Source organism: Alphaproteobacteria bacterium (genome assembly GCA_041396705.1).
Lineage (GTDB): Bacteria > Pseudomonadota > Alphaproteobacteria > CALKHQ01 > CALKHQ01 > CALKHQ01.
The window spans coordinates 296,228-309,502 of the sequence record JAWKYB010000005.1 but is presented as its reverse complement, the minus strand read 5'-3'; the positions used below and the strand labels follow the sequence as shown (position 1 = coordinate 309,502).

Annotated in this window: 14 protein-coding genes; 6 read left to right on the top strand and 8 right to left on the bottom strand. The window is 73.7% G+C overall.

The window, feature by feature from the left end:
- Positions 1 to 26 precede the first annotated feature (26 nt).
- Positions 27 to 569 carry a tetratricopeptide repeat protein gene (locus tag R3F55_09350; GenBank protein ID MEZ5667620.1) on the top strand — a complete coding sequence of 181 codons (543 nt, stop codon included), beginning with the start codon at positions 27 to 29 and terminating at the stop codon, positions 567 to 569.
- A 30-nt stretch (positions 570 to 599) separates the two neighbouring features.
- Here the strand turns inward: R3F55_09350 and R3F55_09345 are convergent, their stop codons facing one another.
- From R3F55_09345 to R3F55_09330, 4 genes are all read right to left on the bottom strand, one after another.
- Entirely contained in the window at positions 600 to 1,508 is a 909-nt protein-coding gene (locus R3F55_09345; GenBank protein MEZ5667619.1) for an NAD(P)-dependent oxidoreductase, read from the bottom strand.
- Positions 1,509 to 1,600: 92 nt separating this feature from the next.
- Positions 1,601 to 3,496 carry an asparagine synthase (glutamine-hydrolyzing) gene (gene asnB / locus R3F55_09340; protein ID MEZ5667618.1) on the bottom strand — a complete coding sequence of 632 codons (1,896 nt, stop codon included), beginning with the start codon at positions 3,494 to 3,496 and terminating at the stop codon, positions 1,601 to 1,603.
- On the bottom strand, positions 3,484 to 4,608 hold the full coding sequence (locus R3F55_09335; GenBank protein ID MEZ5667617.1) for a glycosyltransferase: 1,125 nt from the start codon (positions 4,606 to 4,608) through the stop codon (positions 3,484 to 3,486). Before R3F55_09335 ends, asnB begins: the two co-directional genes overlap by 13 nt.
- 95 nt (positions 4,609 to 4,703) lie before the next feature.
- On the bottom strand, positions 4,704 to 6,044 hold the full coding sequence (locus R3F55_09330; GenBank protein MEZ5667616.1) for an FAD-dependent oxidoreductase: 1,341 nt from the start codon (positions 6,042 to 6,044) through the stop codon (positions 4,704 to 4,706).
- A 141-nt stretch (positions 6,045 to 6,185) separates the two neighbouring features.
- Here R3F55_09330 and R3F55_09325 point away from each other — a divergent pair, with 141 nt between their 5' ends.
- Complete coding sequence (locus tag R3F55_09325) at positions 6,186 to 6,623, top strand: TIGR01244 family sulfur transferase (GenBank protein MEZ5667615.1); 438 nt, start codon at positions 6,186 to 6,188, stop codon at positions 6,621 to 6,623.
- Between the two features lie 7 nt (positions 6,624 to 6,630).
- Here R3F55_09325 and R3F55_09320 read toward each other — a convergent pair whose 3' ends face one another.
- The 3 genes from R3F55_09320 to R3F55_09310 are packed head-to-tail and all read right to left on the bottom strand — an operon-like array spanning position 6,631 to position 8,997.
- A complete protein-coding gene (locus R3F55_09320) occupies positions 6,631 to 7,434 on the bottom strand; it encodes a hypothetical protein (GenBank protein MEZ5667614.1) in 804 nt (267 codons plus the stop codon).
- 7 nt (positions 7,435 to 7,441) lie between these two features.
- Positions 7,442 to 8,353 carry an ornithine carbamoyltransferase gene (gene argF / locus R3F55_09315; protein ID MEZ5667613.1) on the bottom strand — a complete coding sequence of 304 codons (912 nt, stop codon included), beginning with the start codon at positions 8,351 to 8,353 and terminating at the stop codon, positions 7,442 to 7,444.
- A 14-nt stretch (positions 8,354 to 8,367) separates the two neighbouring features.
- Positions 8,368 to 8,997, bottom strand: coding sequence for a septation protein A (locus R3F55_09310; GenBank protein ID MEZ5667612.1), 630 nt, complete (start codon positions 8,995 to 8,997; stop codon positions 8,368 to 8,370).
- 169 nt (positions 8,998 to 9,166) lie between these two features.
- On the opposite strand from R3F55_09310, the gene R3F55_09305 reads away from it, so the two are divergent.
- Positions 9,167 to 9,808: a hypothetical protein gene (locus R3F55_09305; GenBank protein ID MEZ5667611.1), complete on the top strand. Its 642-nt coding sequence runs from the start codon at positions 9,167 to 9,169 to the stop codon at positions 9,806 to 9,808.
- A gap of 22 nt (positions 9,809 to 9,830) precedes the next feature.
- On the opposite strand, the gene R3F55_09300 is transcribed toward R3F55_09305, so the two are convergent.
- Positions 9,831 to 10,880 carry an NAD(P)/FAD-dependent oxidoreductase gene (locus R3F55_09300; protein MEZ5667610.1) on the bottom strand — a complete coding sequence of 350 codons (1,050 nt, stop codon included), beginning with the start codon at positions 10,878 to 10,880 and terminating at the stop codon, positions 9,831 to 9,833.
- Between the two features lie 111 nt (positions 10,881 to 10,991).
- Here R3F55_09300 and tsaE point away from each other — a divergent pair, with 111 nt between their 5' ends.
- The 3 genes from tsaE to R3F55_09285 are packed head-to-tail and all read left to right on the top strand — an operon-like array spanning position 10,992 to position 13,249.
- Positions 10,992 to 11,471, top strand: a complete 480-nt coding sequence (gene tsaE, locus R3F55_09295; GenBank protein MEZ5667609.1) for a tRNA (adenosine(37)-N6)-threonylcarbamoyltransferase complex ATPase subunit type 1 TsaE — start codon at positions 10,992 to 10,994, stop codon at positions 11,469 to 11,471.
- Positions 11,464 to 12,447: a phosphotransferase gene (locus tag R3F55_09290; GenBank protein ID MEZ5667608.1), complete on the top strand. Its 984-nt coding sequence runs from the start codon at positions 11,464 to 11,466 to the stop codon at positions 12,445 to 12,447. The genes tsaE and R3F55_09290 overlap by 8 nt, the downstream gene beginning before the upstream one ends.
- Positions 12,448 to 12,484: 37 nt before the next feature.
- Positions 12,485 to 13,249, top strand: coding sequence for a nucleotidyltransferase family protein (locus tag R3F55_09285; GenBank protein MEZ5667607.1), 765 nt, complete (start codon positions 12,485 to 12,487; stop codon positions 13,247 to 13,249).
- Positions 13,250 to 13,275 lie beyond the last annotated feature (26 nt).

Sequence of the window (13,275 nt, the reverse complement as noted above, 5' to 3'; positions counted from 1 at the left end):
CGCCGGCTTCGGCGGAGGATCGCGTCATGCGCAAGCTGGCGGCCGTCCTGCTGTCCATCGCCTTCGCCGCGCCGGCGGCCGCGGACCAGCGCGACCCGCGGCTGGACGTTCTGTTCGACGCCCTGGTCGACGCCGGTTCCGACACCGCGCCGCGGGTCGAGGCCGAGATCTGGCGGGTCTGGCTGGAATACGCGGATGCCGGCAGCGCCGGGCTGATGCAGGTCGGCGTGCTGGCGCTGCAGTCCGGCGACCTCGACACCGCGCTCAGTGCCTTCGACGTGCTGGTCGAGCGGGCGCCGGACTATGCCGAGGCGTGGAACAAGCGGGCGACCGTGCTGTATTTCCTCGGCGAGTACGAGCAGTCGCTGGTCGACGTGGCCAGGACGCTGGAGTTGGAGCCGCGCCACTTCGGCGCGCTCAGCGGCGCCGGCCTGATCTTCGACGCCCTCGGCCAGCCCGAAGCCGCGCTGAAGGCCTATCGCGAGGCGCTGGCGGTGCACCCGACGCTGGCCTATCCGCTGGTGCGCATCCACCAGCTGGAGGACGAGATCGCCGGCGACCCGCTGTGAGCCCGGGACTGTCTCCGACCGGTCGACGGCTCAGTCGTTGGCGGCCTGCGGCAGCGTGAGGCCGGCCAGCTCGGCATAAACCCGCGCGACCGACGAATCGGCGTCGCGGCCCCACCCGCGGGCGGCCGCCATCAGGAAGCCCTGCAGGCCTGCGGCCGCCATCGGCGCCGGAAAGTTGCTGGCCCGCGCGGTGTCCAGCACGATGCCCAGATCCTTGGTGAAGATGTCGACCGCGCTGCGCGGGGTCATGTCGCCCTGGACCAGCGCCGAGATCCGGTCGCCCCACATCCACGAGTTGCCGGCCGAGCCGGAGATGATCTCGTCGACCTGGCGCGGGTCGAGGCCGAGGCGGATGGCGAAGGCGATCGCCTCGCAGGCGGTGGCCAGGTTGACCCCCGCCAGCAGCTGGTTGACCGTCTTCATCGCCGAGCCGAGGCCCGGCGCCTCGCCCATCCAGAAGATGCGCTTGCCCATCGCGTCCAGCGCCGGCCGGGCGGCGTCGAAGGCGGCGCGCGGGCCGGACGACATCACGGTCAGCGCCGCGTTCTCCGCGCCGCGGGCGCCGCCGCTGATCGGTGCGTCGAGAAAGCCGAAGCCGGCGTCGGCGGCGCGCTTGCCGAGGTCGCGGGCCTGGCCGGCGGGCATGGTGGCGCAGGAGACGAACACGGCGTCGCTGTGCAGGGTCGCGGCCAGCCCATGCGGGCCGAACAGCAGGGTTTCGGTCTGCCCGCCGGTGATCACCACGCTGACGACGATGTCGGCGCCCATCGCCGCCTCGCGTGCCGACGGCGCGATCTCGCCGCCGTCGTCGGCGAACATCGCGCAGCGCGCGTCGCTGATATCGGTGCCGACGACCGGGAAACCGGCCCGCCGCAGCGACCGCGCCATGCCCATGCCCATCGACCCCAGGCCGATGACGGCGGTTCTCGGCTTGCTCATGATTTCCCTCCCGGCCGCGACGAATCGTTGGTGCCATTCTAGGCAATGGCGGGCGCGCCGGCCTGCGGCAGATCAATCCGCCGCGGCGGCGGTCAGCTGGCCAGCCGGTTGGCCGCGCTCCAGCCGTGCAGCACCATCAGCGTCCACAGCGGGCCGGCCGTGTCGCGCCGGCCGGCGGCAAGGTCGTCGAGCCAGCGCCGCGGCGTCGCGGCGTCGGCGAAGCCGAGCCGGCGCAGGAACGCCGGCTCGGTCGCCGCCAGCGCCCGGTCGCGCCACGGGCCGGCCAGCCAGCGCGCCACCGGCGCCTCGAACCCCTTCTTCGGCCGCGCGAACACCTCGGCCGGCAGGCGGTCGGCGAAGGCGCGGCGCAGCACGTACTTGCCGGCGCCGGGCCGCACCTTGTCGGCGCCGGGCAGGGCCATCGCCAGCTCGACCACCGCCGGGTCGAGGAACGGGCTGCGCACCTCCAGCCCGTGCGCCATGCCCATCCGGTCGACCTTGACCAGCATGTCGTCGGGCAGCACCAGGCCGATGTCGGCATAGAGCACGCGGTTCAGCGCATCGCACGCCGGCACCTCGCGATGCCGCGCGGCGACCAGGGCCGCGACCGGGTCGGGGCCAGCCGCGCCGAGCAGGCCGTCGACCTCCGCGGCGGGCAGCAGGCTGGCCCACGCCGCCTGGCGCTCGGCCAGCGGCTTGCCGGCGTGGGCGACGAACTTGCGCAGGCGACGCGCCTTCTCCATCAGGCCGCGCTGTTTCGATTCCGGCAGGGCGCCGACCAGCGGCTCCACCACCGCCTTGCGCAGGCCGGCCGGCAGCCGGCCATAGCGCGCCGCGTGCAGTTCGCCCTGATACTTGCGATAGCCGCCGAACACCTCGTCGGCGCCGTCGCCGCTGAGCGCCACCTTGACGTGGGCGGCCATCGCCCGCGACAGGTGGAAGGTCGGAATGGCGGAGCTGTCGGCAAACGGCTCGTCCATCGCGCCGATCACGGCGTCGAGGCCGTCGAGCGCGGCGTCGGCCGACAGCTCGAGCTCGTGGTGGGCGAGGCCGAGGTGGCGAGCCACCGCCCGTGCCGCCGGCCGCTCCTCGTAATAGGCCGGTGCGTCGGCAAAGCCGACCGTGAAGGTCTCCACCGCATGGCCCTGGTGGGCGAGCGAGGCCGCGACCAGCGCCGAATCGATGCCGCCGGACAGGAAGGCGGCGACCGGCACGTCGGCGACCAGCCGGGCGGTCACCGCCGCGTCGAAGCGCGCGCGCAACTCCGCGTCGACGCGGGCCGGGTCGGCGTCGGCGTCGGTGGCCTCGACATGGTCGGCCAGCCGGTACCAGCGGCGCACGGCGAGGCCGTCGGCGGCGACGATGGCCAGGTGGCCCGGCGGCAGCTTGCGCACGTCGTCGTAGACGGTCAGCGGCGCCGGGATGTAGCCCAGCGTCAGCAGCAGCCGCAGCGCCGCCCGGTCCAGCCGGTCGTCGCCCGGCGCCAGCGCCGCCACCGCCAGCGCGTCGGAACCGAAGCCGATGCGGCCTGGGGCGTGGCGGTAGCACAGCGGCTTCTTGCCGAAGCGGTCGCGCACCAGCGCCAGCTTGCCTTCGCCCGGCCGCCACAGCGCGAAGGCGAACATGCCGTTCAGCTTCGGCAGCAACGCCTCGCCCCAGGCGTCCCAGCCGGCCAGGATCACCTCGGTGTCGGACTGGGTGCGGAAGACATAGCCGGCGGCCTGCAGCTCGGCCCGTACCGCGCGATAGTTGTAGATCTCGCCGTTATAGGCGATCGAGCCGCCATGGCCGTGCATCGGCTGGTTGCCGTCCGGCGACAGGTCGATGATGGCGAGCCGGCTGTGCAACAGGGCGCAGCGCGCGTCGCTCCAGTGCGCCTGGGCGTCGGGCCCGCGCGGGCGGATGCGGTCCATCGCCCGCGCCATGCGGCGATCGAGGTCCGGCGCCGCGACGCCGGCGAAGTCGACCAGGCCGGCTATGCCGCACATGGCGCCGCGATCAGACCGGCATAGGCGTCGCGGAAGGCGGCGACGGCCAGCGGCAGGGCGAAGCGGTCGAGGATGCGCTGGCGCGCGGCGCCGCCGCCGCCGGCCCGCGCCGCCGCGGCCGCCGCGGCCAGCGCTTCGGCAAGCCCGGCGACATCGCCCGCCCGGGCGACGAAGCCGGTCTCGCCGACGATGTCGCGGCAGTCGCCGACGTCGGTCGCCACCGGCACCAGCCCCGCCGCCATGCCCTCGGCCAGCGCGTTCGGGAAGCCCTCGCCGAAGGCGGAGCTGAGCGCGACGATGTCGAAGGCGGGCAGCAGCTGCGCCACATCGTTCCGGGCGCCCAGCGCGGTGACATTGGCCGGCAGGGCGAGCGCATCGGTGCCGCGGCCGACCAGCACGCCGGCCAGGTCCGGCCGCTCTGCCATCGCGGCGAGGAAGGTCGCATGGTCCTTCATCGGGTCGACCCGGGCGACATGGGCGACCGCGATCGCGTCGTCGGCCAGGCCGAGCGCGGCCCGGCCCGCCGCGCGCGCGGCCGGGTCGGGCCGGAACAGCGCCGCTTCGATGCCGTTGGCGATCACCAGGAAGCGGTCGTTGCGATAGCCCAGCCCGCGGTGCACGTCCCGGCCGGCCGCCGAGTTGGCGATGATCATGTCGGGCCGTGCCGACAGCCGGGCGCAGGCCGCGATCACCCATCGCAGCTGCCGGCGATAGAGGTCGATGCGCATGTCGGAGCAGCGCACGCCCCACACCAGCTTCGGCCGCTCCGCCGCCGGCACCAGCCGGGTCGCGGCCCAGGCCATCAGGTCGGCATGGTACATCCAGCTCTGCAGGATCTGCGGGCGATGGCGGCGCACGGCACGTGCCAGCCGGCGGATCGCCCGCAGGCTTGGCCGGCCCGAGCGCATGCCCAGATCCTCGGTGGCGATGCCGTCGGCGCGCAGCCGCTCGGCGTTCTCGCCGCCCGGCAGCAGGCTGACCACGTGTGGCTGCAGGCCGGCCGCCCGGCCGGCGCGGGCCAGGTTGACCAGCATCGTCTCGGCGCCGCCGAGTCCGAGGCCGCTGATCACGTGCATCACGCGGATCGGCGCCGGCGGGTCGGCCGGAAGCACGGAATGCGGCTCGGTTGCGGGCGGCGACGGCATGTCACCGCCGATATGGCCGTCCGGCCCCGGCCATGGCAAGGCCTGCGGCGTCGGCGGGTCGGTCAGGGCAGCGCATCGCGGAGCCGGTACCAGAGATAGGCCGCGCCCAGCCAGCGCCGCCGGCCGCCCGGCAGCCGGAACACCGGCGGTGCGCCGCGCATCGGCGCCGGCACGTCGCGCTCCGGGTCGGCCTTGCCGGCGGCGAGGTCGGCCAGCAGCGGGCCGACCATCGCGCTCATCGCCACGCCGTTGCCGTGATAGCCGCCGCCGAACCACAGCGTGCGCTCGGCATCCAGCGCGCCGACGTGCAGGCAGAAGTCCGCGGCCAGGCAGGCGAGACCGCGCCAGAAATGGGTGATCTCGACCGCGTGCCAGGCCGGGAACAGGCGGCGGAACGAGCGGGTCAGCCAGTCGCGCACGCCGGCCTCGCCGGCGGCGCTGCCGTCGCGGCCGCCGCGCCCGCCGAACAGGAACCGGCCGTCCGGCAGCAGGCGGAAATAGTGCAGCAGGTGGCGCGAGTCGTAGGCCGGCATCGCCCCGGTCCACCCCTGGCGCGCGCGCTCCTCGCCGGTCAGCGGCCGGGTGACCAGGATGCTGGAGAACACCGGGATCATCCGTCCCGCCATCGCCGGCGTCGGACCGTCGTTGCCGTAGCCGTTGGTGGCGACGATCACCTGGCGGGCGCGGCAGGTGCCGCCGGGCGTCGCCAGCACGTGCGCGTCGCCGTCGCGCGCGATGCCGGTCACCGGCGTGCCGCCGTGCACCTGCGCGCCGGCGCCGCGGGCGGCGATCGACAGGGTGTAGGCCAGCTTCAGCGGATGCAGGCCGAAACCGACCGGCACGTGCAGGCCGCCGTGGAAGCGCGGTCCGTACAGACCCATCGCGCGCAGCTCGTTCTGGTCGACCATCCGCGCCGGCAGGCGGCAATGGTCGACCAGCGCGCGGCACTCGGCCTCCAGCGCGCGCAGCGCTCCGGGCCGGTGGGCCAGCGCCATTTCGCCGTCGCCGTGGATGCCGGCCGCCGCCGCGTCCGGCGCCAGCAGCTTGCGGACGCGCGCGATGCTCTCGGTCTGCATGTCGAACAGCCGCTCGGCCTCGGTACGGCCGAAGCGGGCGATCGTGGTCTGGTGGTCGAGCCCGGTGCCGCCCAGGCAGGCGAAGCCGCCATTGCGGCCGGAGGCGCCCCAGCCGGCGCCGCCGGCATCGAACACCCGCACCGACCTGCCGTGCACCGCGGCCAGCCGGCGCGCCGCCCACAGCCCGGTATAGCCGGCGCCGACGATCGCGACGTCGGCCGACACGTCGCCGGCCAGCGGGCCGTCGTCGGCGGGCGGCACGCCGGCGCTGTCGGCCCAGTAGGACCGCACCGGCCGCGACGGGTCGTAGGCGTCGGGATGATACATCAACGGTGGCGGACCTGGACCGCGGGCGACTCGGCCGCGCTTGCGCGCGCCCGGCCGCATCGCCTATCAGACTTCGCCGCCCGCCATCAGCGCAATCGCGCGGCCGGCCGCGAATGCATGCCAACCGGAAGGAGCCGAACGATGGCCGACCTGCGCCGCCTGTCAGACCGGGTCAGCGTGGCCCCGCAGCTGACCGAGGCCGACATCGACGCGCTGGCCGCGGCCGGCGTCCGCGCGGTGATCAACAACCGGCCCGACGGCGAGGCGCCCGACCAGCCCGCCGGCGCCGCGATCGAGGCCGCTGCCACGCGGCACGGCATGGTCTATCGACACCTGCCGGTGCGCGGCGGCGCGGTCGACCCGGTCACCGTGAAGGCGTTCGCCGAGGTGGTCGACGGCGCCGACGGCCCGGTCGTCGCCTTCTGCCGCTCCGGCACGCGCTCCACCATGGTCTGGGCGCTGTCGCAGGCCGGGCGCCAGCCGGCCGACGCGATCGTCGCCGCGGCCGCGGCGGCCGGCTACGACATGAACGCGCTTCGGCCCTACCTCGAGGGCATGGACCCCGGCGCGCGCGGCTGAGGCGCGGCTATTCGGCGAGGACCGCCGCCCCTTCGGCGGCGGCGTTCGCCTGCAGGATCGCCCAGGCCCAGTCCGCCATGCCGGCGCCGCCGGCCAGCCGCGGCGGCAGCACGATCCAGCCCTGGTCGTCGCCGACGGCGGTGTAGCGCCGCTGCGCCACGCACAGCGCCGTCACCGCGCAGACCAGCGCGGCGCGGTCGTCGTGGTTGTGCAGGATGCCGGGCGCGAAGGCCAGGCTGCGGCCGGGCAGCAGCGCGCCGACCAGCCGGCTCAGGCGGCAGCCGCGGTCGTCGCCGGTCAGCCGTACGAAATAGCTGTCCGAGCGGGCACGGCCGCGCTCGCGAAAGCCGGCGTCGAGCATGGTGCCGAGGAAGCTGGTCGGAAACGCCTCGGCGACGGCGCGGCCGTGGATGGCGGCGGCATGCCGGCTGTCGGCGATGGCGAAGCGGTCGAGCAGGTGGCGGGCATAGGCGCTGGCGGCGCGGTTGAGGATGCGTCCGTTCGGCGAGTTGGACTGGCCGGGCTTGCCGATGTGGCGGGCCAGCCCGCGCGTCAGCAGCCGCTCGCCCAGGCGATAGCGGCCGATCTCGGCGAGGTCGCCGCGCAGCGGGCCGTCGAGGGCGGCGGCCAGCAGCGGCCGTTCGCCGACCAGCGCGGCAAGCCGCGGCATGTAGTCGGCCGGATCGGCGGTGAAGCGGACGATGTCCGCCTCGACCGCGTGCGCGGTCCAGCCCAGCAGGCAGGCAGCCGACGAGCGCCGCGCCGTCGACCAGCCGACATCCAGACCGAGGACGAAGCCTGCCGCGCTCACGGCCGGCTCAGCCGGCGGCCAGGCACCATTTCAGGATCGCCTTCTGCGCATGCAGCCGGTTCTCGGCCTCGTCCCACACCGCCGAGCGCGGGCCGTCGATGACCTCGTCGGTCACCTCCTCGCCGCGGTGCGCCGGCAGGCAGTGCATGAAGATCGCGTCCGGCTTGGCCGCGGCCATCGCCGCGGCGTCGACCCGGTAGGGCCGCAGCAGGTTGTGGCGGTTGGCGGCGTCGCTCTGGCCCATCGAAATCCAGGTGTCGGTGACCACGCAGTCGGCGCCGGCCAGCGCCGGACCCGGCGCCTCGCCCACACTGACCCGGCCCGGCGCGCGGTCCTCGGCCCAGTCCAGCACCCGGCGGGCCGGGCGCAGCGGTTCCGGGCAGGCCAGCGCCATGTCGAAGCCCAGCACCGCCGCCGCCTCGATCCAGCTTGCTGCCACGTTGTTGCCGTCGCCCAGCCAGGCGACCTTCTGGCCGGCGATCGGGCCGCGCCATTCCTCGACCGTCATCACGTCGGCCATGATCTGGCAGGGGTGGCTGTCGTCGGTCAGCCCGTTGATCACCGGCACGGTCGCCGCGTCGCGCAGCTCCAGAATCTTCGCATGGGCGTTGGTGCGGATCATGATCGCGTCGACATAGCGCGACAACACGCGCGCCGTGTCGGCGACGGTCTCGCCGCGGCCGAGCTGGCTGGAGCCGGCGTCCAGCGCCACGACGTCGCCGCCGAGCTGCTTCATCGCCACCTCAAACGACACCCGGGTGCGGGTCGAGTTCTTCTCGAAGATCATCGCCAGCACCTTGCCGGCCAGCGGCCGCGGCCGGTCGCCGGCGCGCAGCGCCGCCTTGGTCTGCGCCGCATCGGCCAGGATCGCGCGCAGCGTCGCGGCCGGGTGGTCGGCGATGTCGATGAAATGGCGCATCGGTCCCCCGCCGGTCAGCTGCCGCCTTCGGGTGCGTCCGCCACCGGCGCCTCGCGCTTCAGCAGCGGGATCTGCGTCATCGCGAACACCAGGGTCAGCGGCATGATGCCGAACACCTTGAAGTCGACCCAGGTGTCGGTGTCGAAGCTGCGCCAGACGATCTCGTTCAGCACCGCCAGCACGACGAAGAAGCAGGCCCAGCGCAGGGTCAGCGTGCGCCAGCCGCGGTCGCTCAGCTCCATCACGCTGCCGAACAGCGGCCGCAGCAGCGGTCGGCCGAAGGCCAGCCCGCCGAACAGGATCACGGCGAACAGGGAGTTGGTGATGGTCGGCTTCAGCTTGATGAAGTCCTCGTCCTGCAGCAGCAGCGTCAGCGTGCCGAAGCCGAGCACGAACACGCCGCTGACCATCGGCATGATCGGCAGCCGCCGCTCGATCGCATAGCTGACCGCAAGCGCCACCAGCGTCACCACCATGAAGCCGGCGGTGGCCAGGAAGATCGGCTTGTCCAGCCCGTTCTCCTGCAGGAACACCAGCGTCTCGGTGCCTTCCAGGCTGTCGACGATGTCCTCGCCGCGCGCGTTCAGCAGGAAGAACGCGGCCAGCGGGCCGGCTTCGATCACGATGCGGACCAGCGGGTTCATGGCGCGCCACAATAGGCGGCGGCCCACGCTTGGCAAGCGTGTCGCGCTGTGACGGCGGTCACAGCGACTCCGCCGGTCCGGCCGGCTGCGCCCCGGCGCGGGTTGAACCGCGGACATGCGGAGGTCGACTGATGCACAGTGCAACCCTGTTTGGCGGAAGGAGCCTTCGATGGCTGTCGTCAACGTCTCGCTGCGCAACGGTCTGCGGGCCACCGCGCTGTCCCTCGCCGCACTTGTTTCCGTCGCTGCGATCAGCCCGGCCGAGGCCGGTGTCTGCACCGAGTTCACGCTGACCGAGGTGGTGGTCGCCGTGTTCGAGAACGGCCAGTGGGACCATACCGCGTTCGAGCAGACCGGCCCCGGCACCTTTGCCGTTGCCCGCGACCCGGCATGGCCGGCGACGGTCACCCTGCTGTTCCGCTGGGACGTCAACCCCGGCGCCGATCCGTCTATCCTCAACGCCGCCGCACTCGGGCCCGACGCCGTCTACATCGACTACCAGTATGTCGGCGACGGCTTCGGCGTTTCGTTCGGCGTGGTCGCCCAGATCAACGACGTGCCGATCCAGGTCGGCCAGCGCCTGGCCTACATGGAGACCGCGATCGCGGCGCCGGCGCTCGGCTGCGACGTGCTGCGCTCCGACATCGCTACGCTGGCGGTGACCCCGTGGCTGCGCATCAACCCGGACCGGATCCCGCTGCTGGCCTGCCAGGGCCCGAACTGCGACCTGGTGTTCCGCCGCCCCGGCGAAGCGGTGAGCAACCCGATCCCGCTGCAGCAGCTTCAGCCGCAGCTGCAGCTGCGCCAGTAGCCGCCGCCGTGCCGGGCGCGGCTCAGTCCGCGCCCGGCACGCCCTTGGTGGTCGAATATTCGAAGTGCAGCGCCTGGCCGGGGAACACCCGGCCGTGGATGTGGTGCGCGGCCATCGCCGCCTCGCTGAACCCGGTCAGGATCAGCTTCAGCTTGCCGGCATAGGTGGCGATGTCGCCGATGGCGTAGATGCCGTCGGCGGTGGTGGCGCAGGTTGCCGGGTCGACGCTGACGTGGTTGCGTTCCAGCGCTAGGCCCCAGTCGGCGATCGGGCCAAGGTTCATGGCCAGGCCGAAGAAGGGCAGCAGCACGTCGGCCTCCAGCCGGCGGGTCTCGCCCTCCAGTGTGGCCACGACCACGGCCGACAGCCGGCCGCTGGCCGGGTCGCCGTCCAGCCCGGCCAGCTGGTAGGGCACCACCATCTCGATCCGTCCGGCCGCGGCCAGCGCCTCCATGCGCGTGACCATGTCGGGCGCCGCGCGGAACTTCGGCCGCCGGTGCACCACCATCACCTGCGCGGCGATCTCGGCCAGCGACACCGCCCAGTCGACCGCGCTGTCGCCGCCGCCGGCGATCACGATCCGCTTGCCGCGGAAATCCTCGCGTCGCCGGACCAGATAGTGGATCGAGCGGCCCTCATAGTGCTCCAGCCCCTCCAGCGGCGGCCGGTTGGGACCGAAGGCGCCGGCGCCGGCGGCGACGACCACCGCCGCGCAGTCGAAGCGCGTGCCGCGGCCGGTCTCGACCAGGAAGCGGCCGTCGCCCATCCGGTTCACCGCGACCACCTGCTCGCCCAGGTGATAGCCGGGCGCGAACGGCGCGATCTGCTCCTGCAGCCTGGCCACCAGGTCCTGGGCCTCGATGGTGGGATAGCCGGGGATGTCGTAGATCGGCTTCTCCGGATACAGCGCGGCGCACTGGCCGCCGGCCATGTCGAGCGCGTCGACCAGTTGCGCGCGCATCTTCAGCATGCCGAGCTCGAACACCGCGAACAGGCCGACCGGCCCGGCGCCGACGATGACCACGTCGGTGCGGATCGGCGCGCCGGCTGACCCCGTCTCTGCACTGGCCATTCGAAATCCTTTCCGCGCTGCGGCAACCTGGGACGGCGCACCATGGGCGCGCCGGACGGCCCGATCAAGCCCCTGGGCGAGAGGCGGCCCGGCGGGCTATCACACCGGGCCATGAGGACCACCATCATCGCACTGGCAGACGAGGCGGCGACGGCACGCTTCGCGCGCGCGCTGGCGGCGGAGGCCGTCGCCGGCGACGTCATCGCGCTGTCGGGCGGGCTCGGCGCCGGCAAGACCGCGCTCGCCCGCGCCTTCGTCCGCGCCCGGGCCGGCGATCCGGCGCTGGTCGTGCCCAGCCCGACCTTCACTCTGGTCCAGGTCTACGAGCTTGCCGGCGGTCCGGTCTGGCACGTCGACGCCTATCGCCTGGCCGACGCGGACGAGGCGGTCGAACTGGGTCTCGACGAGGCCTTCGCCACCGCGGTCGTGCTGATCGAATGGCCGGAGCATGTCGCGGGACTGATCCCGCAATCCGCGTTGCGGCTGGCGCTGGCGGACGGGCCGGACCCGGATGCCCGGCGCCTGACCGCGACCGCGCCGCCGCTTTGGGAACAGCGGCTCGACCGCGTGTTGGCGGCCTGCGATGGCTGAGGCGCCCGCACCGGCGGTCGCCGGTTTCCTGGCCGCACGCGGACTTGCCGGCGCGACCGTCACGCCGGTGGCGGCCGACTGGTCGGTGCGGCGGTTCTACCGCGTCGAGACCGCCGACGGCGGTGCGATCCTGATGCACTGGCCCGGCGGGGCGATCGACCGGCTGGCCGCGACCACGGCGCTGTTCGACGCCCATGGCGTGCCCGTCCCGACGCTGCTGCACGCCGACCCGGCCGTCGGCCTGGTCCTGGTCGAGGATTTCGGCATGCAGACGGTGGCGCAGTCGATCGACGCCGGCGCCGAGCCGGCGCCGATGCTGGCGGCCGCCGTCGACCTGCTGGTCCACCTGCACAAGGCGTTCCCGGCGACGATGCCCGGCGACCTGCCCGCCTTCGATGCGGACACCGCGGCGGAGCGCGCGGCGCGGCTGTGCGACTTCTACCTGCCGGCCTTCGGCGCCGGCTGCGACGCGGCCGGCCGCGCCCGCTTCGTCGCGCTGTGGCGGGCGACCTGGCCGGCCGCCAACGCGGTGCCGATCACGCTGGCGCACTACGACTTCCATCCCGGCAACATGTTCTGGCGCCCGGCGGCACCCGCAGGCGCGCGGATCGCGCTGATCGACCACCAGGACGCGGTGCTGGCCCCGGTCGCCTTCGACCTGGCCTGCCTGATCCAGGACATCCGCCGCACCTACGATCCCGGCCTGCTCGCGGACCTGCGCGCGCGCTACCTGGCCGCGTTCCCGCGGCTCGACCCGGCGCGCCTGGACCAGGCACTGGCCGTGATCGGGGCGCAGCGCGCCAGCCAGATCCTCGGCGGCCTCGGCCGCGCACGGGTGGAGGGACGGATTACCGACCGCCAGCGCGCCGACGTCGGCCGGACCCTGGCCTGGCTCGCCGCCGACCTCGCCCATCCCGCCAACGCCGCGCTGAGGCCGTGGTATGAGGAGCACGGGCTGTTGGGGAACCGCGCATGACTTGCCAGAATCGCAGCCGCTGCGGCAGAGAATGGGCATGACCGCGAAACGCACGCCTCCGGCAGCGGCCGTCGGCGCCATCAGGCGCGCGATGGTGCTGTGCGCGGGCCTGGGCGAGCGCATGCGCCCGCTGACCGAGACCATGCCGAAGCCGCTGGTGCCGGTTGCCGGCCGGGCGCTGATCGACCACATCCTCGACCGGCTGGTCGAGGCCGGGGTCGAGGAAGCGGTGGTCAACACCCACTATCTGGCCGCGCGCATGCAGGCCCATCTGGCGCTGTGGCGGCGGCCGCGCATCGTCATCAGCCACGAGCCGGAGCGGCTGGAGACCGGTGGCGGCGTGCGCAACGCGCTGCCGCATCTCGGCGCCGACCCGTTCTTCGTCATCAACGGCGACGCCTTCTGGCTGAACGGGCCGCGGCCGGCGCTGGTGCGGCTGGCGGAGGCGTGGGACCCGGCGCGCATGGACGGGCTGATGTTGGTCCACCACACCGCGCGCGCGCTCGGCTACGACGACCGCGGCGACTATACGATGGAGCAGGACGGCCGCCTGGTGCCGCGGGAGGAGGGGCGCGCCAGCGCCTTCGTCTTTGCCAGCGTGATCATCGTCAAGCCGTCGCTGTTCGCCGACACGCCGCCGGGCCCGTTCTCGATGAAGCTGCTGTACAACCGGATGGCGGCGGCCGAGCGGCTGTACGGCCTCAATCACGACGGCGAGTGGTTCCACATCGGCACACCGGATGCGCTGGCGATGGCCGAGGAGTTCATGGCCGGCGACCTGCGGCGCGCGCACTATGTCTGACGGAGCCCCGACGCGGCGCCTGCGCT